The sequence below is a fragment of the Pantoea osteomyelitidis genome (assembly GCF_044342975.1).
GTDB lineage: Bacteria > Pseudomonadota > Gammaproteobacteria > Enterobacterales > Enterobacteriaceae > Pantoea > Pantoea osteomyelitidis.
Genome location: NZ_JBGFSN010000001.1, coordinates 65,933 through 88,529 on the forward strand (window position 1 = coordinate 65,933; position 22,597 = coordinate 88,529).

Annotated in this window: 23 protein-coding genes; 7 read left to right on the forward strand and 16 right to left on the reverse strand. The window is 55.3% G+C overall.

What is annotated here, in order from left to right; translation table 11 throughout:
- Positions 1-94: 94 nt before the first annotated feature.
- The 9 genes from ABU178_RS00325 to rfaD form a co-directional block, all read right to left on the reverse strand.
- Positions 95-1,228, reverse strand: coding sequence for a glycosyltransferase family 4 protein (locus tag ABU178_RS00325; protein ID WP_397210862.1), 1,134 nt, complete (start codon positions 1,226-1,228; stop codon positions 95-97).
- On the reverse strand, positions 1,221-2,297 hold the full coding sequence (gene rfaQ, locus ABU178_RS00330; protein ID WP_397210864.1) for a putative lipopolysaccharide heptosyltransferase III: 1,077 nt from the start codon (positions 2,295-2,297) through the stop codon (positions 1,221-1,223). Before rfaQ ends, ABU178_RS00325 begins: the two co-directional genes overlap by 8 nt.
- 71 nt (positions 2,298-2,368) lie before the next feature.
- Positions 2,369-3,364, reverse strand: a complete 996-nt coding sequence (locus tag ABU178_RS00335) for a glycosyltransferase (RefSeq protein WP_397210866.1) — start codon at positions 3,362-3,364, stop codon at positions 2,369-2,371.
- A gap of 2 nt (positions 3,365-3,366) precedes the next feature.
- A complete protein-coding gene (locus tag ABU178_RS00340; RefSeq protein ID WP_397210868.1) occupies positions 3,367-4,656 on the reverse strand; it encodes an O-antigen ligase family protein in 1,290 nt (429 codons plus the stop codon).
- An 8-nt stretch (positions 4,657-4,664) separates the two neighbouring features.
- Positions 4,665-5,657: a glycosyltransferase family 8 protein gene (locus tag ABU178_RS00345; RefSeq protein ID WP_397210870.1), complete on the reverse strand. Its 993-nt coding sequence runs from the start codon at positions 5,655-5,657 to the stop codon at positions 4,665-4,667.
- A gap of 9 nt (positions 5,658-5,666) precedes the next feature.
- Positions 5,667-6,740, reverse strand: coding sequence for a glycosyltransferase family 9 protein (locus ABU178_RS00350; RefSeq protein WP_397210872.1), 1,074 nt, complete (start codon positions 6,738-6,740; stop codon positions 5,667-5,669).
- Positions 6,737-7,714 (reverse strand): lipopolysaccharide heptosyltransferase RfaC, encoded by a 978-nt coding sequence (rfaC, locus tag ABU178_RS00355; protein ID WP_397210873.1) that lies wholly within the window; start codon positions 7,712-7,714, stop codon positions 6,737-6,739. The genes ABU178_RS00350 and rfaC overlap by 4 nt, the downstream gene beginning before the upstream one ends.
- Positions 7,702-8,763, reverse strand: coding sequence for an ADP-heptose--LPS heptosyltransferase RfaF (rfaF, locus tag ABU178_RS00360; protein WP_397210875.1), 1,062 nt, complete (start codon positions 8,761-8,763; stop codon positions 7,702-7,704). The genes rfaC and rfaF overlap by 13 nt, the downstream gene beginning before the upstream one ends.
- A gap of 17 nt (positions 8,764-8,780) precedes the next feature.
- Positions 8,781-9,713 (reverse strand): ADP-glyceromanno-heptose 6-epimerase, encoded by a 933-nt coding sequence (gene rfaD, locus ABU178_RS00365; RefSeq protein WP_397210877.1) that lies wholly within the window; start codon positions 9,711-9,713, stop codon positions 8,781-8,783.
- Positions 9,714-9,942: 229 nt separating this feature from the next.
- Between rfaD and ABU178_RS00370 the strand changes: the two genes are divergently transcribed.
- Together ABU178_RS00370 and tdh are read left to right on the forward strand one after the other, a co-directional pair.
- Positions 9,943-11,136 (forward strand): glycine C-acetyltransferase, encoded by a 1,194-nt coding sequence (locus tag ABU178_RS00370; RefSeq protein ID WP_397210879.1) that lies wholly within the window; start codon positions 9,943-9,945, stop codon positions 11,134-11,136.
- A gap of 9 nt (positions 11,137-11,145) precedes the next feature.
- A complete protein-coding gene (tdh, locus tag ABU178_RS00375) occupies positions 11,146-12,171 on the forward strand; it encodes an L-threonine 3-dehydrogenase (RefSeq protein WP_397210881.1) in 1,026 nt (341 codons plus the stop codon).
- Here tdh and ABU178_RS00380 read toward each other — a convergent pair whose 3' ends face one another.
- From ABU178_RS00380 to envC, 4 genes are all read right to left on the reverse strand, one after another.
- Positions 12,172-13,083 (reverse strand): hypothetical protein, encoded by a 912-nt coding sequence (locus tag ABU178_RS00380; RefSeq protein ID WP_397210882.1) that lies wholly within the window; start codon positions 13,081-13,083, stop codon positions 12,172-12,174.
- Positions 13,076-14,305 (reverse strand): glycosyltransferase, encoded by a 1,230-nt coding sequence (locus ABU178_RS00385; protein ID WP_397210884.1) that lies wholly within the window; start codon positions 14,303-14,305, stop codon positions 13,076-13,078. Before ABU178_RS00385 ends, ABU178_RS00380 begins: the two co-directional genes overlap by 8 nt.
- 105 nt (positions 14,306-14,410) lie before the next feature.
- Positions 14,411-15,310, reverse strand: coding sequence for a divergent polysaccharide deacetylase family protein (locus tag ABU178_RS00390; protein WP_397210886.1), 900 nt, complete (start codon positions 15,308-15,310; stop codon positions 14,411-14,413).
- 3 nt (positions 15,311-15,313) lie between these two features.
- Positions 15,314-16,615, reverse strand: a complete 1,302-nt coding sequence (gene envC, locus ABU178_RS00395) for a murein hydrolase activator EnvC (RefSeq protein WP_397210888.1) — start codon at positions 16,613-16,615, stop codon at positions 15,314-15,316.
- Between the two features lie 252 nt (positions 16,616-16,867).
- Here envC and ABU178_RS00400 point away from each other — a divergent pair, with 252 nt between their 5' ends.
- The 5 genes from ABU178_RS00400 (at position 16,868) to cysE (ending at position 19,986) form a co-directional block, all read left to right on the forward strand.
- Complete coding sequence (locus ABU178_RS00400) at positions 16,868-17,299, forward strand: rhodanese-like domain-containing protein (RefSeq protein WP_397210890.1); 432 nt, start codon at positions 16,868-16,870, stop codon at positions 17,297-17,299.
- Positions 17,300-17,318: 19 nt separating this feature from the next.
- A complete protein-coding gene (gene grxC / locus ABU178_RS00405; protein ID WP_397210892.1) occupies positions 17,319-17,573 on the forward strand; it encodes a glutaredoxin 3 in 255 nt (84 codons plus the stop codon).
- 39 nt (positions 17,574-17,612) lie between these two features.
- The gene (gene secB, locus ABU178_RS00410) at positions 17,613-18,077 is read left to right on the forward strand and encodes a protein-export chaperone SecB (RefSeq protein ID WP_397210893.1); all 465 of its coding nucleotides are present in this window, start codon (positions 17,613-17,615) and stop codon (positions 18,075-18,077) included.
- Positions 18,077-19,096 carry an NAD(P)H-dependent glycerol-3-phosphate dehydrogenase gene (gpsA, locus tag ABU178_RS00415; RefSeq protein WP_397210895.1) on the forward strand — a complete coding sequence of 340 codons (1,020 nt, stop codon included), beginning with the start codon at positions 18,077-18,079 and terminating at the stop codon, positions 19,094-19,096. The genes secB and gpsA overlap by 1 nt, the downstream gene beginning before the upstream one ends.
- A 68-nt stretch (positions 19,097-19,164) precedes the next feature.
- On the forward strand, positions 19,165-19,986 hold the full coding sequence (gene cysE, locus ABU178_RS00420; RefSeq protein WP_397210897.1) for a serine O-acetyltransferase: 822 nt from the start codon (positions 19,165-19,167) through the stop codon (positions 19,984-19,986).
- On the opposite strand, the gene trmL is transcribed toward cysE, so the two are convergent.
- The 3 genes from trmL to cpxR are packed head-to-tail and all read right to left on the reverse strand — an operon-like array spanning position 19,983 to position 22,565.
- Entirely contained in the window at positions 19,983-20,456 is a 474-nt protein-coding gene (trmL, locus tag ABU178_RS00425; protein ID WP_397210899.1) for a tRNA (uridine(34)/cytosine(34)/5-carboxymethylaminomethyluridine(34)-2'-O)-methyltransferase TrmL, read from the reverse strand. The two genes, cysE and trmL, sit on opposite strands and share 4 nt — an antisense overlap.
- 40 nt (positions 20,457-20,496) lie before the next feature.
- Positions 20,497-21,870: an envelope stress sensor histidine kinase CpxA gene (gene cpxA / locus ABU178_RS00430; protein ID WP_397210901.1), complete on the reverse strand. Its 1,374-nt coding sequence runs from the start codon at positions 21,868-21,870 to the stop codon at positions 20,497-20,499.
- On the reverse strand, positions 21,867-22,565 hold the full coding sequence (gene cpxR, locus ABU178_RS00435) for an envelope stress response regulator transcription factor CpxR (protein ID WP_312241928.1): 699 nt from the start codon (positions 22,563-22,565) through the stop codon (positions 21,867-21,869). The genes cpxA and cpxR overlap by 4 nt, the downstream gene beginning before the upstream one ends.
- Positions 22,566-22,597 lie beyond the last annotated feature (32 nt).

Below are 22,597 nucleotides of genomic sequence, written 5' to 3' on the forward strand. Positions count from 1 at the left end.
AATTACCGTTACGACACGTTTGCGTCAGAGATGGTCAAAAAATCCGAGATTGCGGCATGTTAGCAGAAACCCTGCGCTCGCTCATCTCACTTTGTCAGACGTGGTTTAATACCTGTTCATAAAGCAAATTCAGCGACTGCGCCAGATGTTGCGGCGTATAAGGCATGATTCTGCGGCGTGCGGCTTCTCCCATCGCTGAGTTTTGTGAAAGCACAGGAATGGCGCTAATCGCCTCGCTTAATGCATTGATATCCAGCGCGTCGCAGACAAAACCCTGCTGGCCCGCCTCAATAAATTCCGCGCCGCCGCAGCCTGTGCTGGTAATCACCGGCAGGCCGCAGGCCATCGCTTCCAGCACCACATTGGGAAAAGGATCGTAAAGCGTCGGCAGCAGCAGCGCATCCGCCGCATGATAAAACGGCTGCACATCCTGCTGTACGCCGACAAAGCGCAGGCGGTCCAGACAGTTCAACTGATTCGCCAGCTGCTGATAACGTTTTAACTGCTTATCCTGACCGACCACGATGAGGTAGCGGTCGCTGCGGGCAATCGCCTCAATGGCCGCCTTCAGCCCTTTACGTTCGAAACCGGAACCCACATAGATCATCACCGTGGCGCTCTGCGGCAGATTCAGCTGCTGGCGTGTGGCGTGGCGGCTGGCTTCGCTGGCGGGCTGAAAGCGGTTGGCGTCAATCGCGTTATAGATAACGTGAATTTTATCGGCGTCGAGCCGGAAGCAGCGGATAATATCCTGCTTCACCATCAGCGAGTTGCAGATCACCGCTTTCAGCGCCGGGGAATGAAACATTTCCGCTTCGGCCTGTAAAACGTAGCGGTGATAAGGACTTAAGGTTGCGCTCAGGCGTTGCAGCGGCGAGACGATGCGCGCGCGCTGCTCAAGCCAGACGCGATGAATGCCGTCACCGGCGCGGAAGATGTCGCAACCGGCAATGCGTTCATGGCTTTGAACGATATCAAATTTTTCGCGCTCCCAGCAGGCGCGGGCAGCGCGGGCGAAACCGCGCTCGCGCGATACGCGCCCCAGTTTCGCCGGATCGCAGATATGCAGATGCCAGCCGGGATTCGGCGTGCCCTGCCAGCTGCGGGTAATAATGTTGAGGTCCAGCTGGTCGCTATCCAGCGCTTCCAGCGCGCGTGAGATAAAGCGTTCCGCGCCGCCGTCGGGACGATATTTTTGCCGGACGATCGCCAGGCGTAACTTAGTCATGTAACAAGCTCCTCGCCGCATCGACCACATCATCAACCGGGATCGCCGAGAGAAAACGCTGCTCGGTTTTGGTATCAATCGAATCCGGGGAGGGCAGCGGGCCGTAATCGCCCGCCCAGATAACGCGGTTGTTCTCTCCCCACGGACGCCAGTGCTGTAATTTCGTCGGGCCAAAAAGCGCGATACAGGGCGTATTCAGCGCGGCGGCCATATGCATCGGGGCGGAATCCACGCCGATAAAAAGCTGAGCATGATCGATGAGCGCCGCCAACTGCGGCAGCGAGAACTTTCCGGCTACCGAGATCACATTTTCAGCGCGGCAAAGCGACTGGATGTGGTCGATCATCGCCAGCTCTTTTTTATCGGGCGCTGCGGTGAGCAGCACTTTGCGGCCCTGTCGGGCCAGGCTATCGATGGTCGCGGCGAATTTCTCATCATCCCAACATTTGAAGACCCAGCGTGAGGTAGGCTGCACCACAATCCAGGGTTCGTGAATGTTCTGCTGCTCAAGCAGTGCTTGAACCTGCTGCCAGTCAGCCTGCGCATAGTGCATCGAGGCTTTCGCCCCCTCGGTGCTGATGCCCAGCGGCGCCAGCGCCGCCATGTTTTGCTCAACGGTATGCAGCTTGTTGTGATGATCGGTCGGGACCAACAGGGTATGGCACGCGCGCCAGAATGCGTTGTCGCGCTTTTTAAAGGCAAAGCCGATGCGGACCGGCGCGCCGGATAGGCGGGTGATGATGGCGCTGCGCCACTGATCCGCCAGATTAATCACCAGATCGTAATCACTGGCGCGCACGGCGGCGAGCAAGTCGCGTTCATGACGCATCTTCTGCCAGCTTCCGTCGTTTTTCCATTTGCGATCGATAACGTGCAGATGCCGTACCGCCGGATGCGCCTCCAGCATCGGCCGGGTCTCCTGATAAAGCAAAACATCAATGTTTGCCTGGGGATAGCGCTGGCGCAGGGCATTGATAACGGGCGTGGTGAGCAACATGTCGCCATGATGGCGTAGCTTGATAAGCAGAATATTTTGCGGTGAAAAGGTCGCTGGAATCAGGCTTGCCATACTCAGGTTTTCTCAGGATTCAGTGAGCGGATTGTAGGACAAACCCCACAGGGGTTAAAGCCAACAACGGCTTATTTGTTACGCCAGCGCCAGATACGGCTCAGCCACAGCAGCAGCTGATACCACTGTTTCAGGCCGCGCGCGTTACGCAGCATACGGCGATGCGTTTGCGTGGCGAAGATATCCGCAATAATGGCGCGACGCGCTTCAGGATCCGGTTCGCGGCGCACACTGTGACAAACGCTGAGCGCTTCGTGCGTCACCTGATAGTGAAGCGCGCTGGAGATTTTAACCTTATCGCGATAGCGATTATTGATCTCTTCCAGCATTCGGGCGATTTTCAGATAGTGACTCTGATACTCAACGTTGCGCTGGCCGGTGCGTTTACGGTTGCTGATGGAGGCGTCATGCATGTAATAGCGATAAAGAATCTTATCGGTATAACGTACGCGCTGCGCGTTGAGCATAAATTCAGTGGTCCAGGGGATATCCTGATGATGCAGCCCCGGCTCGAACAGCAGCTGGTTTTTTTCAATCAGCTCGCGGCGATAAATACCCAGCCAGACCACATGCAGATAGCGACGGGTTGCCAGTGCGGTGCTCAGCCATTGCGGACCGCTCAATACCTCGGTGCTGCGCAAGCGGTCCGTTGGGATTAACGGCTTTACGTGCTGGTTGCGCTGGAAATACCACTCCGCGTTGCACTGCGCGGCATCAAGATTATCCGTTTCCGCCATGGTCGCCAGCGTCTGGTACATCTCGGGACTCAGGGTATCGTCGGCATCCGGAAAGGTGACATATTTACCTTTCGCAATAGCCAGCCCGGCGTTGCGCGCGCGTGATACGCCGCCGTTGGCCTGATGGATAACCTGAATATGAGCATGCTGTTGCGCATAACTATCGGCGCGCTCACCAGAGCCGTCTGTAGAACCATCATCCACAATGATAATTTCCAGCGATGAAAGCGTTTGCGCCAGCAGCGACTGCATAAAGGCATCGAACATGCTGCCCGCATTGAACATCGGGGTGATGACGCTGAGCAGCGGCGCTGGTAATTTTTCTGACATAACTACGCTTTTTTCACAGTAAGTGCATCACGCGGGGCAAGCTGTCGCATCATCATAAGGTAACCCCAGGTCAGCAGGATGAAATAGGGCGACTCGCGATTATAAAACTGTGAGTCACCCATACTGAAATAGATGACCGGTATAGACAACAGCAAACATTCAAAGTGCCGCTTCCGACCGCTGAGCGGCACAATTAACAGCGCCAGAAAAAAGGCCACCATAATGATGCCGCCTGCAACACCCTGCAGCGACAGGCTTTCCACGATATCGTTATGGGTGTGGTACTGAATATTCAGATAAGCGATTTCGTTATGGGGCTGATGCGCGTCCAGCCAGATTTTAGCCTGCTGGTTACGGCTGTCGGCGGATTGCCCCCAGGGATGCTGGGTAAAGGCCCAGAGTCCCGCCTGCCACATGCCAAAACGACCGCCAATCGAGGTGCTGGGATTGCCCTGATTATATTGCTCAATTTCGGTCTGTACCGTTTCAACACGATTGAGCAAACGATCGGAATATTTTGCTGCGCTGAAGATCGCGCCAGCCAGCAGCAGGGCAAAAACCATAATCCAGATCAGACGCGAGCGCCACGGCGCTATCAGGATGTGGTGCAGCATCGCTGCCAGACAAAACAGCGTAAAAAGCAAAATAGCCGATCGGGTTTCCGTGACGGCGAGCAGCAGATAAGAGACGACCAAAATCAGGAAAAAGGGCAGCGGATAGTGACGGGGAAAAGCCTGGCGGATAGACCAGAGCGTCACCATCGCCAGCAAGGTAAACATGTAGGCGCCTGAGGTCGCGGCGTCGGAGTTGATTTTAGGCCGCTCGCCGGTTTGCAGAAAAGTCTCCACGGCAAAGAAGGTAATCACGCAAATCAGTACGCTGAAGAGTAGCGCGCCAGCCTGAGCCAGACGGGGAGAAATGCGCCACTGCGGACTCAGCCGGTGAATAACATACAGCACAAAAGCGCCCAACATCATACGCTTACCGCTGATGCGGTAATGCTCCGCAATCAGCGGCAGTTGATGATTGGTGGTCAACGTCGCCCAGAGCCACTTGCTCAGGCCGAGCAGCAGCAGCAGTGTGGGGATCCAGTAAAAAACGATTTTGCGATCCTGGCGCCATACCAGCCAGATAAAGATGGCGATAGCGAGATAGGTTAGCAGGTAGTAAGCATTACGGGAGACTTCGCCGGACAGCAAAAAAAAAGCCATCGAGATGACGGTGAGACAGTAAAACAGCGTGGCGCGCGTCGTTTCCGTTCCAAGGGTTTTTGCTAACTGAGCGATACGCATTCTTTTCCTCAATGAAAAAATTTATGTCTCATGTAGCTGAACATCCAGGCAGCGCTTTCTGCATAATGCTTCTGATGCCATTTGATGCGTGCAAACCGTTTCATCTCTTTATAGTGACGCGGCAGATCCAGTGACTGCGACGCCCAGGGAGAGCGCTGATAATAATCGAAATAGAGAAGGGAGAGATCGCTGCCGCCCCAGGCATGCCAGGGTTTACATTTGCCGGTAAAGTGGATCATGACCGTATCGTCAGACACGCGCACGTTGTGCCAGACCTTGTTGGCGATAATGTCGTAAATATGATTGTATTTTTCCGGCAGGATCATCACTTCCCGCTCCAGCACGATATTAAGCGCATCCTGATCGGGAAAGCCAAACGCCTCGCCACGGTCGATCAGCACATCGGTAATACGTTGCGTGGCGTGCTGCGCCAGCCAGCGTGGAATATTGATTAACATAAAGCCGGAGTTGAAATAGTTGCCTGACGTTAGTCCCAGCTTCGGGCACTGGTTTTGACGCGCGCGCGGCGTATCGTTGCAGGCGCAAAGCGTGTAATCACCGATATCCAGGGTAAACAACGGTGAGTAATCGCCAACGACCAGCGTATCGGCATCAATATAGATCACCCGATCGCTGTATTGCGCGACCGTATCGGGGATGAGAAAACGATAGTGAATACTCTTGGGATAGCGGCCCACTTCCGGCAGGTTTTCCAGCCATTCTTTACTGAAAATATGCAGAGTAATAGCAACGCGATGATCCTGCGCCAGCAGGCGCAGCCTGTCGATCTCTTCTGCCGCTAAAGCATCGGAAAAAATATGGACATGGAAAGGCGTGTCCGGATGATTTTTAAACAGTGAGAAAAGAGAAATACCCATTCCACGCGCATAGGAATCGTTGATACCGAACGCGACATGCACCACATCTTCATCAGCGTCTGACAAGGTGTTGATGAGAAGGTTACTTTGCTGAATGCAGCCAGCAAGCCGATGAATTGCCATTACACTTTGCTATCCTACGTTTGTAGTAATAAATTTATGAATCTTCTCTAGTTTTTTTTCATCGAGACCAAACAGAACCTGTGCAGATTGGTCAAAATGAAAACGCGTAGCAAAAACAAAGGTAGACGCCGGAATATTATCAGGCCCGATGAAAAGTACATTATTTACCGGACGCTGTTCCCTGACTTCGCAAGGCCCATATAGCATAATTATAGAAACGGATTCTGCATCTGCGATATAGGCGTTACCTGAATCAGAAGATATATAGAAATCCATCCGTGCGATAGCCCAGGGAACCTCTTCAAGCTTTAACTGCCCGATAAGACTGACAATATTTTCCCGTGGTCCGGTGAGAGCTAACAGCTCATCCAGCCAGGGCTGTTCGGCAGGCGGCCCAAATACGTAAAAGGTGCAGGGCAGATCGCTCAGCTTCTCCATGATTTGCAACCAGACGCCGGGCGGGATGGTTTTTGCTTTATTACCCGCTGAGATACTGATGCCGATTTTAATGCCCTGCGGTGCGGAAAGCGCGGCGGGAGGCTCAGGCGGAACCCAGAGCGGCGAGGTGGCGTGCTTGGGAAAATCGGTATAACGATAATCGCGATCGATCAGCTTCAGATAACTGTCGAGCGTGAGATCCTGCTTGCCGTGCTCCACAATGCCCGTTGCGCGGCGGTAGAAAACGGCATGATAGCTTTTACGTACGTAGGTGCGTAAAAATTGCCTTTCGGGCGCGTTGCAGAGCGCGGCAAAAAAGAGATTAACGCTGTTCGGCTGCACCAGATAGACCTTGTCGTAACGGTTCATCAGGATAAAGGCCAGCTTCAGCTTGCTGAAGAAGCTGCGCTTGTAGGTTTCAATCAGAAAATAACGTGAGATGGTATCGTCGTGACGCGCCAGCGGCTCAACGGCCTGGCTGATTAACACCTCGGTCTGGCCTAACGCGCGCAACATCGGCGTGATATTAATGAAATCGCCGATTTTTGCTGTCTGGATCACCAGACTGCGGCCGGTCGGGCGATAAAACAGTCGCATCAGGGTTCTGAACGGCGCCAGCAGCAGATAGATCAGCACATAATTCATGATGCGGTTTCCGCCATAACTGCCCGTAAACGCTCAGCAACCGCACTGGCCGGTAAATGGGCAAGGTCGCCGTTGTCCGATTTCATCGCGATCTGGTTTTTCCCGTAACCGCCAATTAATCCCGGATCGGTGGGGCCATACAGCGTGACGTTGGGCCGATCCAGCGCGGCGGTCAGATGACTCAGGCCGGTATCCACCGATACCACGGCTTTGGCTCCCGCCAGCTGGCGAGCCACCTCTTCCAGCGAAAGTTTCGGCAGTACCTCAGCGTAATCGAAACCTTCCGCCAGCCGCAGCGCGCGCTGATATTCATGTTCGGCGCCCCAAGGCAGCTTGATACGCAGTCCGGCGGGCTGCATCAGCTCGATCAATTCGCGCCAGTGCGCTTCCGGCCAGTGCTTGTTATCACGCGTGGTGGCGTGCAGGAAGACCAGATAGTGATGAGCATCGTCGGGCAGGGTGGAGAGAAAATGATCGGCAATGGCGTAATCGCCAGGCGTATCGGGTTTTTCGTAGCCGAGGCTTTTGGCGAACAGCTCGCGCGTTCGTTCTACCGCGTGCTGCTGCTTGGGGATCTCATGGCGCTTGTCATACCACCAGCTGGCGAAAGGCTCGCGTGCGCTGCGGCTGTCCTGGCCATGCTTTATCCCTTTCGCCAGACGCGTAACCAGCGCGGCGCTTTTCACCAGACCCTGCGCATCGATAATGATGTCATAGGTGCGTGACTGCAGTTCACGTTTAAACAGCACACGCTCCTCGCGCTGCTGGCTGCCGAACCAGTGTTTGCGCCAGCGGCGAATCGCCACCGGCAAAACTTTATCAACGGCAGGATGCCAGCCGGGGATCTGAGCGAAATTCTCTTCCACCACCCAGTCAAAACAGATGCCCGGAATGGCCTGCATCGCATCGGTTAAAGCCGGTAGCGTATGGAGCACGTCGCCCATTGAGGACGTTTTAACAATCAAGACGTGCATGCCTTCTCCTGCGGTGTACGTAACAGCTTATTCAGTTCTTCCAGCACGCGCGAAGGCTGGATATCGATCAGGCTCTGATGATAGCCCTGAGCGTCATCGCCTTTACGCACTTTGTGATAGCCGGTGATCAGACGGATGATGTGCGCCTGCTTCGACAGCGGCGGCGTAAAGTCAGGGCTGCTTGGTCCATACAACGCCACCAGCGGACGGTTCAGCGCGGCAGCGATATGCATCAGACCTGAGTCGTTGGTCACTACGGCGGTGCAGGTCGCCAGCAAAATAACCGCCTGTTCCAGCTGGGTTTCGCCCGCCAGGTTGCGGCAGTGGACGCGCGCACTTTCCTCAAGGCTCTGGATAATCTCGTTGCCGGTATCGCGATCTTTCGCCGAGCCAAACAGCACAATCTGGTAGCCGTCAGCGATCAGCTGTTGCGCCAGCGCGGCGTAGTGATAATGCGGCCAGCGCTTCGCCGGACCAAACTCCGCGCCGGGGCAGAAGCCAATCATCGGACGTTCGGCAGAGAGCGAGAACAGCGCCGCCGTCTCCAGCATCTCCTGATCGCTGACCTGTAGCTGAGGCCACAGCAGGGGCTGGGGCAGATCGCGCGCGGAAGCGATGCGATGTTTGTCGTAGCCCAGCGCCACATAGCGCTCCACCATCAGCGGGAAGGCGGCTTTATCCAGCACGCGGACATCGTTCAGCAGGCCGTAGCGCATTTCGCCACGCCAGCCGATGCGCTGTTTTATCCCGGCGAAGAAGGGCACCAGCGCCGATTTGAAGGAGTTAGGCAACACGTAAGCGCGATCGTAGCCGCTGGCGCGCAGGGATTTGCCGATGCGGCGTCGTTCCGCGATCGCCAGCGCGCCATGCCCCAGCGGCATCGCCAGCGCCTGGTTCACTTCCGACATGCGCGATAACAGCGGACGACACCATGCAGGTGCCATCACGTCGATGACTGCCTCGGGGTACTCAGCCTTGAGGGTGCGATAGAGACTTTGCGACATCATCATATCGCCGACCCACGACGGGCCGATAACCAGAATTTTCATCGCTGGCGCTGCCATCCTTATGCGTTGCGGTTCAGCCAGGCCATATAGTCGGCGACCCCTTCGGCCACGGTTTTAAACGGCTTATCATAGCCTGCCGCGCGCAGTTTAGTGAGATCGGCTTGGGTAAAGGCCTGATAACGCCCTTTCAGTTTCTCCGGGAAGGGGATGTATTCAACCTGGCCTTTCTGGTGGAACTTCAGCACGGCGTCAGCCACTTCCTGGAAAGATTCGGCCCGGCCCGTTCCACAGTTGTAGATACCGGAAATGTTGTTTTCCCAGCACCACAGATTCACCGCCGCCACATCATCAACGTGGATAAAGTCGCGCTTGAAGCCGTCGCTGCCTGCAAACAGCTTGGGATTTTCGCCGTTGCTGATTTGGTTATTGAGGTGGAACGCCACGCTGGCCATGCTGCCTTTGTGACCTTCGCGCGGTCCATAGACGTTGAAGTAGCGGAAGCCGCACACCGGCGAGTTCGCTTCCGGCAGGATCTGACGCACATAGTGATCGAACAGCATTTTCGAGTAGCCGTAAACGTTCAGCGGCTGCTCATAAGGGCGCTCTTCGATGAAGTTGTCATTACGACCGCCATAGGTCGCGGCGGAAGAGGCGTAAAGAAACGGAATTTCACGCTCAAGGCAGAAATGCAGCAGCTCTTTTGAGTACTGATAGTTGTTATCCATCATGTACTTGCCATCCCATTCGGTGGTGGCTGAGCAGGCGCCCTCGTGGAAAATGGCTTCTATCGGACCCAGATCGTCGCCCGCCATCAGGCTGACCAGAAACTCTTCTTTGTCCATGTAATCGCAGATGTCCAGATCGGCCAGATTGACGAACTTGGTGCCATCTTTCAGATTATCCACCACCAGAATATCGGTGTGACCGCGTTCATTCAGCGCTTTGACGATGTTGCTGCCAATCATTCCTGCGCCGCCAGTTACGATAATCATGAGCTTAACCTTCAAGTTATGGGGTGAAACAGGAGGTTTCACACGCTAATAACTACCATCATAACATTTCATTACCGGGCAGGCAGCCAGATGACTCCGTAACCGCGCGCCTTTGCGCTTCCCTGACGTGAACCCTGCTGCAAAATTGACATTCTGTCTTCTGTTTATCGCGTATATGGCCTGTACTCAGTAAGTTGTGCCACATTTCCGCCATCAGAGGAGTTGAAAGATGTCTGCGTCATTTTATCACCAGATTCAGCACCAGCTCGACGCCGCTCGTCGTGAGGGATTATTCAAAGAGGAGCGAATTATCACCTCGGCGCAGCAGGCTGATATTGAGTCAGGCCAGCATCATTTGATTAACTTCTGCGCCAATAATTATCTCGGTCTGGCAAATCATCCGGCATTGATCGCGGCGGCAAAACAGGGAATGGATACGCACGGTTTTGGCATGGCGTCGGTGCGTTTTATCTGCGGCACCCAGGATACGCATAAAAATCTGGAACAGCAGCTGGCGGCGTTTCTCGGTATGGAGGACGCCATTCTTTATTCCTCCTGCTTTGATGCCAACGGCGGCCTGTTTGAAACCCTGTTGGATGCGGAAGATGCGATTATTTCCGATGCGCTGAATCACGCCTCGATTATTGATGGCGTGCGTCTGTGCAAGGCGCAGCGTTATCGCTATGCCAATAACGATATGGCGGAGCTGCGGGCCAAGCTGATCGAGGCGCGTGAAAAAGGGGCGCGTCATATTCTGATCGCCACCGACGGCGTGTTCTCCATGGATGGCGTGATTGCTAACCTTAACGGCATTTGCGATCTGGCGGATAAATTTGGCGCGCTGGTGATGGTGGACGACTCCCATGCGGTGGGGTTTGTCGGTGCCAACGGACGCGGCACGCCTGAATATTGCGGAGTAATGGGACGTATCGACATTCTTACCGGCACGCTCGGTAAAGCGCTGGGCGGCGCGTCGGGCGGCTATACCGCCGCGAAAAAAGAGGTGGTGGAGTGGCTGCGCCAGCGTTCACGCCCCTATCTTTACTCTAATTCTCTCGCCCCGGCGATTGTCGCCGCCTCGCTGCGCGTGCTGGAGATCCTCAAGGAAGGCGACGGTCTGCGCCAGCGCCTGTGGGATAACGCCCGCTATTTCCGCGAGGCGATGAGCCAGGCGGGTTTTACCCTGGCCGGAGCCGATCACGCCATTATTCCGGTGATGCTGGGTGATGCGAAGACGGCGCAGGAATTTGCCCGGCTGCTGCAACAGGAAGGGATTTACGTTACTGGCTTTTTCTATCCGGTGGTGCCGAAAGGGGCGGCGCGTATCCGCACCCAGATTTCTGCGGGGCATACCCAGGTTCAGCTGGAACAGGCCGTTGAGGCATTTACCCGCATAGGTAAACAACTGGGCGTGCTTGCCTGAGGAGAGGTGATGAAAGCGTTAGCCAAACTGAAAGCGGAAGCGGGGATCTGGATGGTACAGGACGCGCCGGTACCTGAGCCAGGCCATAACGATCTGCTGATTAAAATCCGCAAAACCGCCATCTGCGGCACCGACGTGCATATTTATAACTGGGACAGTTGGTCGCAAAAAACCATTCCTGTGCCGATGATTGTTGGTCATGAGTATGTCGGCGAAGTGGTGGCTATCGGTCAGGAGGTGAAGGGTTTTCGCTGCGGCGATCGCGTCTCAGGTGAAGGACACATTACCTGCGGGCACTGCCGCAACTGTCGCGCCGGGCGTATGCATCTGTGCCGCAACACGCTTGGGGTCGGCGTAAACCGTCAGGGTTGTTTTGCCGAGTATCTGGTCATCCCCGCTTTCAACGCATTTAAAATTCCCGACAACATTTCAGACGATCTGGCGGCAATTTTCGATCCTTTCGGCAACGCGGTGCATACCGCGCTTTCCTTTGATTTAGTCGGTGAAGATGTGCTGATTTCCGGCGCCGGGCCGATTGGCATTATGGCGGCGGCGGTATGCAGACATGTCGGCGCGCGCCATGTGGTGATCACTGATATCAACGAATACCGGCTTGAGCTGGCGCGCAGCATGGGCGTGACGCGGGCGGTAAACGTGGCGCAGCAGGATTTGCGCGCGGTAATGGCTGAGCTGGGAATGACGGAAGGATTTGATGTCGGTCTGGAGATGTCCGGCGCACCCGCGGCGTTTCGCGCCTTGCTGGAGGTAATGAACCACGGCGGACGAGTGGCACTGCTCGGCATCCCGCCGGGCGAAATGGCGATCGACTGGAATCAGGTAATCTTCAAGGGGCTGTTTATCAAAGGCATCTATGGCCGCGAAATGTTTGAAACCTGGTACAAGATGGCGGCGCTGATTCAGTCGGGTCTCGACCTGACGCCGGTGATCACCCACCACTATCACATTGATGATTTTCAGCAGGGCTTTGACGAGATGCGTTCAGGCCATGCGGGAAAAGTGATATTGAGCTGGTGATTAAGGTTTCAGTTTTTCGGCATCGGACAGATAGCGCACTTTGCGCGTGTAATCCTGGCCTTTGAACTGTAACGGCAGATCAGGATTGGTCAGATATTTCTGCCACTCCGACAGGGGAAAGCCGCCGTGCGCGCCGATCACGTCTTTTGGGATCGGCGCGGTCTGCCCGCCAATCTTTTTCGACACTGGCCAGTTTACCCAGTCGCCTAAGTTCACCGTGTAGAGATCCAGTAAATCCAGCAACGCAGCGAGCGGAAGCTGATCGGTAGGCGGTTGAGAATCATCCAGCCGCTCCCAGGTGTCGTTAAACAGCGCCAGCCATAACGGGCATAAACGTTTCCAGGTTTTCGACGTCGCAAAAAGAAAGGCGCTGTTCGCATGATCCTCCAGAGCGGGTCTAATCAGATGGCGATACCAGGCGGGCGCAACCTCGTCAGATGCGCCGTGCAGCTTGGCGATCATTTTGCCTTTGCGGAAGCTTGAATAGAGATAACCCTCTTTGGCGCGAAGTTCGGGCATTCGCAGCAGATTCAAATCTGAATCGATCATCAATATTCCGTCATAAGCCGCATGCAACGGAGCCTGAATTTTAATCAACCGGCTACGGTAGATCTGTTTATAGCGATAGCTATCCTGGCGCAGCGGGACATCCAGCATCACCACGCGCGTTTTTGGCGGCAAGGCGCCAAAGGCTTCTGCTGCCTGATCGCTGACAATCACGATCTCCTGTATATCAGGCGCGAAGCGCGCGGCGAACAGAGCGCTCAGCATCGCCTCTTCAATATAATCCGCGCCGGTACAGGGAATAATGACCGAGGAGACCGGTACATCGCCCTGCACCGCCCTGTTGCTGTAGGGCAGGTTATGTCTGGCGCGAACATGTCGATAACGCGGATTAAGAAAATTAAGCATGTTGTTTATCCCTGAGCACGCTTTGCAGAATATTTTCCACACCGGTCACGTAATGCTCGATAGCATACTGATCACGGACGCGCTTACCGGCGGCGTCAATCAGGCGCTGGCGCAGCGTAGCATCCTGCCACAGTCTGGTCATGTGATGACACAGCGCCTGTACATCGCCGTACTCAAACAGCAGGCCGGTTTCGTCATGGCTGATAAGCTCGGCGGTGCCTACTACATTCGAACCAATAACCGTGGTGTTAACCAGCATCGCTTCCAGCACCACACGCGGCAAGCCTTCGCTTTTTGAGGCGAGAATAAAGGTGTCAAAAGCAGTGAGATAATCCAGCGCATTGTTCTGGAAACCGGTAAAGATCACGTTGTTGAGGATATTTTCATCGGCCGCCAGCTGCACCAGCCGTTTGTGCTCCGGGCCTGCGCCAACAACGATCATTTTCCAGTCGGCCTCGGGATAGGCCGCTTTAAACCTGCCCAGCGCCTGCAAAATATGATGATTGGATTTGCGCAGAATCAGGGAGCCGATAGAGCCAAACACAAAGGTGCCGGGCGAAAGCCCTAAGCGGTTACGCACTTCGGCCCGGTCAGGCAAGGGTTGATGGATATCAATCGCGTTGGAAACGGTAAAGCAAAGTGCAGGATGAATGCCGCTCTTGCGCAGCGTATCGCTCACGCCGTGAGAAACCGCAATCAGCGCGTGGCAGTCCTGATTAACCATTTTCACCAGCCGGGCATCCAGCAGAGGATCGATGCGGCAATGTTGCACCACGGCGATATTCAGCCCGCGAGCAGCCAGATAACCTTCGACATTGGTGCTCGGCTGGTTATTCATATAGAGCGTGTCGTAATTACCAAGCTGTAGCAATGAGTTGATTTTGAAAGCATTCGGCACTATTCGCCAGCGCTTATCAATGAAGTCGATGGCGCGTTTTTTACACGGACGGCTAAAAAAAAGCGCGGTACGCAACAGCTCTTTTGAGACTTTAGCCCATCCCGGCTGCTTAAGCTGAGGGATGAAAAAAACCGGTATATCGAGCGCTTTCAGGATCGCCTCGATGGTCTCATCATTGCCGCGCGAATAGTTATGGTAAAAGCAGCAGGTGATATCGAATTTATGGCGATTAATGCGTTTCAGCAGCTCCAGCATGCTGTTGGTGCCGCCGCCCCATTCCCTGCCGTTGTCGAGCAGCAGAATTTTTTGTCTTGGTTGCGTCATCCGTCTTGATACCCTCGCCATATGTCCGATTCGCCCAACACAGGATTATACGAACTTACGTCAGCCTGGGGTAAGCCCGGGTGATCCTTTATGCGCTGGCGAGACTTAAAACAGACTTTTGAGTGTTTTCACCATGCTGCTCTGACTCACGCTTTCACCTACCACATCCAACATGCGCGTCGCCGGTACAGGCGCTAACGGTCCATGGGTTTTACATTCGCCCGGCGGCTGGAAATGCGGTTTCGGCTGCGCCTCAGGCTGGTGGGGCGGCGTGGCGGCATGCAGCGGTTCGTTCAGCAGCTGGCTCGGACGCACCAGAGTGATGTCGGCCGGCAACGACGGCAGCATCTGCTGCAACACGCGGACCGTATTGGGATGAGGATGACCAATAGCTATAGCGTAGCCGTTGCGCTGCGCCAGAAGCACCGCGCGCGTAAACTGCTGACGAATGGCGCTTTCGTTCTGGCTGTCATCAAGGAAAACGCGACGCTTGAGCACTTTCACATGGGTGCCCTGGGCGGCGGGGATCGACTGGCTGTTGCCGATGGTCATGCTGTCGAGAAAATAAAAATTGTACTGATTAAGCGTCTGCATCACCTTCTGCATGCCAAACAGGCTGGATGTCATTTTACTGCCCATATGGTTGTTCAGGCCCACCGCATAAGGCACATTGTTGACCGCGTTGCGGATGATACGCTCAATCTCGGCGCTGCTCATCTCCGGCGTCAGCGTATCTTTCTCCAGCGGCTGCTTGCTGAGCGGCGCCATCGGCAGATGAATCAGTACCTCGTGGCCAAGCTGATGCGCTTTGGTCGCCATGGCGCGCGCGCCTGGCGCATTGGGCAACACCGCAACGGAGATGGCTGGCGGCATTTGCAGCACTTTGTTCTCTTCCGTGGGGCGATAGCCAAAATCATCAATAACGATAGCGAGTTTGCCCGCGTGAGCGAAAACGCTGAGCAACAGGCCGCACAATACAGCGGTTATTTTACAAAGTCGAAACAAGGCTTATTTTCCTAACCACGGCAGTGGATTGACGGCCTGTCCCTGGCGCCGGATTTCAAAATAGAGTGAGGGCGTGCCGCGACCGCCGCTGGTGCCGACCAGCGCCACAGGCTGTCCCGCCTTCACCTGAGCGCCGACGCTTACCAGCGCGCTTTGGTTATAGCCATACAGGCTCATGTCGCCTTTACCGTGCTCAATCACCACCACCAGGCCATAGCCCTGCAGCCAGTCCGCCATCAGGACGCGGCCATCGGCGATCGCTTTGACTTCGCTGCCTTCCGGCGCATCGATCACCAAACCTTTCCAGCGCAGCTCGCCCTGCAGAGTTTCGCCGAAACGATGCTCGATGCGGCCACGCACCGGCCAGCGCGCCTGTGCAGAAGGGCTGCCAAGGCCACCCGTGCGCGCCATCAGCTCGCGTTCGCTTTGGGTAGGTTGGTAAGAGGAGCCTTTGGATTTCGCCTGTGCCTGACGCTGGCGGACTTTTTCCGCTTCACGCGCCTCGCGTTCGGCTCGCTCACGCGCTTCGCGCTCGGCGCGCGCGATTTTATCCTGCAGACGGCTTTCGTTCTGGCGCATCTCCACCAGATCGGCCTGATCTTTTTGCAGCGCGTTTTCCAGCGCGCTCAGGGTTTTCTTGCGCGCCGCGCTCGCCTGTTGCAGCTTGTCCTGCTGCGCCTGCTGCTGGTTGAGCAGAGATTTTTGCTGTTGCTGCTTCTGCTCAAGGGTCGTTTTTTGCTGGGCCAACTGCGCGCGCGTCTGTTTCAGATCGTCGATATTTTTTTGACGCGCCGCATTCAGATAACCAAAGTAGGCCAGAATGCGCTCGCTGCGCTGGCTCTCTTCGCCGCCCATCAGCAGCTGCACGCCGTTATGTTTGCCCTGACGGAAAGCCGCATCTAATTGTTCGGAGAGCAAGGTTTCCTGACGGGACTGCTGCTTTTCCAGTTTGGCGATCGAGGCGTTCAGCTGCTCAATATCATTATTCAGCGCATTCAGACTGTTGCGCGTTTCGCGCAGCTGTCGGCTCGCCTGGGCGATGACCTTTTCCTGACTCTGTAACTGATCGAGCAGCTTGCTGCGCTGAATCTTCTGAGCCTGAACGCTCTTCTCTTTTTCAGCGATATCCTGCTGGATAGATTTTAACTGGGATTTGTTGTCGTCTGCGCTTTGCGCCGTACAGGGCAGCAGCAGCGTGCCCGAACAAAGCAGGCTAAGGGCGAGGGTGGACAAGCGTATGGGCAACGGTAAGGTTAAACCGTTGCGACGGGTCCTTGTAGATAAAACAGTCGCTTTTCCCTTCATAGGCTAATGATTATTCCACGATGAACAGTTGCTTACCAGCTATCCCGCCAGGGATTTCCTTTTCCAAACATGTCTGTAATTTGTCAACTCTGTTCTAAGCGTTGCGACATTTTTGCAATAAAACCAATTTTTTTGAAAAATGACACACAAATCGTCACTCTGGCCGCTTAGCGTCTGTACATGCGAGGTGGCGCAGGTATACTCAGAACCCTTGTTTTAGCTTATTAGCCCGGTCTGGAGTCGTTACCCCTCATGCAAGAAATTATGCAGTTTGCAAGCAATCACACCATCCTCTGTCTGGCATGGGTCGTTTTATTGGTTCTGGTGATTGTGACCACCGTTAAAGGTATGTTCTCAAAAGTAAAAACTATCAGCCGCGGCGAAGCGACCCGCCTGATAAATAAAGAAGATGCGGTGGTAGTGGACGTGCGTTCACGCGATGAATACCGTAAAGGACATATTTCTGGTGCCCTGAACGTGGCGGCGGCAGATATTAAAAAAGGCAGCTTCGCCGAGCTGGAAAAGCATAAAGCGCAGCCCATAATTGTAGTTTGTGCGACAGGCCAAAGCGCAGGCGAGCCTGCCGCACAGTTAAGCGCCGCTGGTTTCGCGCAGGTTGCTGTTCTGAAGGACGGCATCGGTGGCTGGAGCGGCGAAAATCTGCCGCTGGTACGCGGTAAATAACTCCTTTTGAGGTACTAAAATGGCGAACGTTGAGATTTACACCAAAGCAACCTGTCCTTACTGCCACCGGGCGAAGGCGCTGCTGAATCAGAAAGGTGTGACGTTTCAGGAGATCCCAATTGATGGTGACGCAGCGAAACGCGAAGAGATGATCAAACGCAGCGGTCGCACCACAGTGCCTCAGATTTTTATTGATGCGCAGCATATTGGCGGCTGCGACGATCTTTTTGCGCTGGATGGTCGTGAAGGACTGGACCCGTTATTGCAGGCGTAATTTGCGACCAGGATTTTTTAACTTACAGGACTTAGTCACATGTCAGAACAAACCACTAACGAAATGACGTTCCAGATTCAACGCGTTTACACCAAAGATATCTCTTTTGAAGCCCCTAACGCACCGCAGGTTTTCCAGAAAGAGTGGGAACCGGAAGTGAAGCTGGATCTGGATACCGCCTCATCTCAACTCACTGACGACGTGTATGAAGTGGTTCTGCGTGTCACCGTTACCGCAAGCGTCGGCGAAGAGACCGCGTTCCTGTGCGAAGTGCAGCAGGCAGGTATCTTTACCATCGGCGGTATCGACGGAAACCAGATGGCCCATTGCCTCGGCGCATACTGCCCGAACATTCTGTTCCCGTACGCGCGCGAATGCATTACCAGCCTGGTTTCTCGCGGTACCTTCCCGCAGCTTAACCTGGCGCCGGTCAATTTTGATGCGCTGTTTATGAATTATCTGCAGCAGCAAGGTGAAGGCGCCGCTCCGCATCAGGATGCCTGATGAATACACTCAACGCTTCGATTAGCGTCATCGGTGCCGGCTCGTACGGCACCGCATTGGCGATTACTCTGGCCCGCAACGGTCACCCGGTGCTGTTATGGGGACATAATCCGCAGCATCTGGCGCAGTTGCAGGCTGAACGCTGCAATAGCGCTTTTCTGCCCGATGTGCCTTTTCCCGATAACCTCGCCCTTGAACCCGATTTAGCTCAGGCTATTGCCGCCAGCCGCGATCTGCTGATTGTGGTGCCGAGCCATGTGTTTGGCGACGTGCTGAAACAAATCGCGCCCTTTTTGCGTGACGACTCGCGCATTGTCTGGGCGACCAAGGGACTGGAGCGGGAAACCGGACGGCTGTTGCAGGATGTGGCGCGCGAGATCCTCGGCGAGGCAATCCCGCTGGCGGTGATTTCCGGTCCGACCTTCGCCAAAGAGCTGGCGGCAGGCTTGCCGACGGCGATCGCGCTGGCCTCGACCGATGCGCAGTTTGCTGACGATCTGCAGCAGAAGCTGCACTGCGGCAAAAGCTTCCGCGTCTATAACAACCCCGATTTTATCGGCGTGCAGCTGGGCGGCGCGGTGAAAAACGTTATCGCCATCGGCGCGGGGATTTCAGACGGCATCGGCTTTGGCGCGAATGCGCGTACTGCGCTGATTACCCGTGGTCTGGCAGAGATGAGCCGTCTGGGCGCGGCGCTGGGCGCCGATCCCACCACCTTTATGGGCATGGCGGGTCTGGGCGATCTGGTGCTGACCTGTACTGATAACCAGTCACGTAACCGCCGTTTTGGCATTATGCTGGGGCAAGGCAACGACGTTGAGACGGCGCAACGCAATATCGGACAAGTTGTAGAAGGCTACAAAAACACTAAAGAAGTCAGAGCATTAGCAGAAAGATTTGGCGTTGAAATGCCAATAACCGAGCAAATTTATCAGGTATTATATTGCGAAAAACCGGCGCGAGAGGCAGCATTGACTCTGCTTGGGCGTACACGGAAGGACGAAAACAGCAATAGCTGAAGCGGGAAGCTCAGCGTAATCACCTGTAGCGCCAGATCGAGCGCTTTTTTTCTCGGGAGAATGCAGCAATGTCGTCTGATGAATTAGAACTGGTCTGGAACAATATCAAAGCTGAAGCGCGGGCACTGGCCGATTGTGAACCGATGCTCGCCAGCTTTTATCACGCGACATTGCTCAAGCATGAAAACCTCGGCAGTGCCCTCAGCTATATGCTGGCAAACAAGCTGGCTAACGCCATCATGCCCGCTATTGCCATTCGTGAGATCGTCGAAGAGGCCTATCGTCAGGATCCTTCGATGATCGCTTCGGCGGCCTGCGACATTCAGGCCGTGCGCCAGCGCGACCCGGCGGTCGACAAATATTCCACTCCGCTGCTTTATCTAAAAGGCTTCCACGCTTTACAGGCCTATCGCATCGGCCACTGGCTGTGGAACGAAGGGCGACGCGCGCTGGCAGTTTATCTGCAAAATGAAATTTCCGTCTCTTTCGCCGTGGATATTCATCCGGCGGCGCGTATTGGCCGCGGTATTATGCTCGACCATGCCACCGGGATTGTTATCGGCGAAACGGCGGTGGTTGAAAACGACGTATCGATCCTGCAATCGGTAACCCTGGGCGGGACCGGCAAAACCAGCGGCGATCGCCATCCGAAAATCCGTGAAGGCGTGATGATTGGCGCCGGCGCGAAAATCCTCGGTAATATCGAGGTGGGGCGCGGCGCGAAAATCGGCGCAGGTTCGGTGGTGCTTCAGCCGGTGCCGCCGCATACCACTGCCGCAGGCGTTCCCGCGCGTATCGTTGGCAAGCCCGCCAGCGACAAACCGGCAATGGATATGGATCAGCACTTTAACGGCACCATTCCCGGCTTTGAATATGGCGACGGAATTTAGCTTTTGATCGCTGCGCCAGCGTAGCCAAGCTGGCGCCATGCCTCATACACTACCACCGAAACCGCATTCGACAGATTCATGCTGCGGCTTTCCGGCATCATCGGAATACGAATTTTCTGCTCTGCGGGCAGCGCGTCCAGAATCGCGGCGGGCAAGCCACGGCTTTCCGGGCCAAACATCAGATAGTCGCCCGACTGCCAGGCCACAGCGCTGTGGGCTGGCGTGCCTTTGGTTGTCAGGGCAAACAGGCGTTCAGGACGTTCCGCCGTCACAAATGCCTCATAGCTTGCATGACGTTTGATTGCGGTAAACTCGTGGTAATCCAGCCCGGCGCGACGCAGGCGTTTATCATCCCAGGCAAAGCCCAGCGGCTCTATCAGGTGAAGCTGGAAACCAGTATTGGCGCAAAGACGAATAATATTACCGGTATTGGGTGGGATTTCTGGTTCAAATAAGACAATGTTCAACATAAAAGGCCCCCGACAACGAGGGCCGAAGCATAGCAAATTATTATCGTGCGGAGTACAGCGGCAGCCAGATTGTCAGGCGCAGACCGCCCAACGGGCTGTTATCCGCCTTTACCCAGCCGCGGTGCTGCTGAATCGCCGTTTCCACAATCGCCAGGCCAAGCCCGGTGCCGCCCGACTCGCGGTCGCGCGCCTCATCGGTGCGGTAGAATGGACGGAAAATTTGTTCGCGATCTTCTTCGCTGACGCCAGGACCGTCGTCGTCGACATGCACGGTTATCCCTTCGATATCCACTGAAAAACTCACGCTGATATGCGAATCAGAGTAGCGCAGGGCGTTACGCACAACGTTTTCCAGCGCGCTTTCCAGCGCGTGTGGATTGCCATAAAGCGGCCACGGACCAGGCGGGTAGGGGATTTCCAGTTTTTTCCCCATCTGCTCCGCCTCGAATCGGGCATCTTCCAGCACGTCGTTCCAGAGCTGATTGGCCTTCATCGCTTCGCTGACCAGCGCATTTTTATGTTGCGTGCGCGACAGCACCAGCAGATCGTTGATCATGCCATCCAGTCGCTGAGCTTCTGTTTCGATACGCGCCAGCTCTTTCCCTTCGCCGTGGCGACGACGCAACAGAGCGGTCGCCAACTGCAGGCGCGTCAGGGGTGTGCGCAGCTCGTGGCTGATATCTGACAGTAAACGCTGCTGCGCGGTCATCATCCGCTCCAGCGCGCTTACCATCTGATTGAAACTCGAACCTGCCGCCAGAAATTCCTGCGGGCCGGACTCAAGCTCCGGATGCTGCCGCAGATTGCCGCGGGCAACCTCATCGGCGGCATATTTGAGCTTGCGCGCCGGACGCGCCAGGCTCCAGGCCAGCCACAGCAGCAGCGGCGAGCTGATAAGCATGGTCACGATCAGCAGCAGCAGCGGGCGGTCAAACAGCAGATTAATGAAGTCGAGCTGTGAACTGGTGGCAGGGCGGATCATATAGAGCTGATAGTTGTCTTCGCCATCACGCACGGCAAAAGGCCCGACCAGCTCGACACGACCATATTTTTTCTTTTGCGGGCGATCGGCGTTATCGGACTGACCGATAAAATTACGGATTACCTGCATTTCGTTATGCTGAGCGCCAATCACCCGGCCCTCGCTGGTCACCAGCAGCAGACGCTGGCCGGGCGGTGCCCATTTATCGATGGCGCGGAACAATCTGCGCCACCACATCAGGTCGTTGGGCGGATCTTCCGCCAGCTCCGCCTCAACATGCTGCTCAATCATTACGCCCTGACGCTGCTCGCTTTCCATCAGCGAGGTCATCTGACGCGAATCCAGTTTGGGGACCATCAGCACCAGCATCAACACCAACGCCAGGGTTAACCAGAAGATGGCGAAGATACGGGTGGTCAAACTTCCAATCATGATGTCGAAACCATCAGATAACCGCGGCCGCGTAACGTTTTAAACCAGGGATGGCCGTCGCGGCGCTCAGGCAGCTTACGACGCAGGTTAGAGATGTGCATATCAATGGCGCGGTCAAAAGGCGTTAAACGCTTGCCTAACACTTCCTGGCTCAGATGTTCACGCGAAACGACCTGGCCGAGATGCTGCGCCAGCAGATAAAGTAGGGTGAATTCCGTGCCGGTAAGATCCAGCGTCTCGTTATCAAAACTGGCCTCCTGACGACCCGGATTCAGGCGCAGGCAATCCACTTCCAGGGTGGGCGAGCTGTTATCGTGCTGCTGCTGTTGCTCGCTCCAGTTAGAGCGGCGCAAAATGGCGCGAATACGCGCCACCAGTTCGCGATCATTGAACGGCTTGGGCAGATAGTCGTCCGCGCCCAGTTCAAGCCCCAAAACGCGATCCAGCTCGCTGCCGCGCGCGGTAAGCATAATGACAGGCGTTTGGTGTTGCTGACGTAGTTCTTTTAACGTATCGATACCATTTTTCTTCGGCATCATGACATCAAGCAGTAACAGGTCGATGGAATTGTCCAGCAGGTTAAGGGCCTGCTCGCCATCGCTGGCGACAACTACTTCAAAACCTTCCATTTCTAACAGTTCTTTCAAAAGCGAAGTCAATTCGCGGTCGTCATCAACCAACAGGATCTTATTCATTTTTATTGCCCTCCGCAGGCAAAATACCGTGA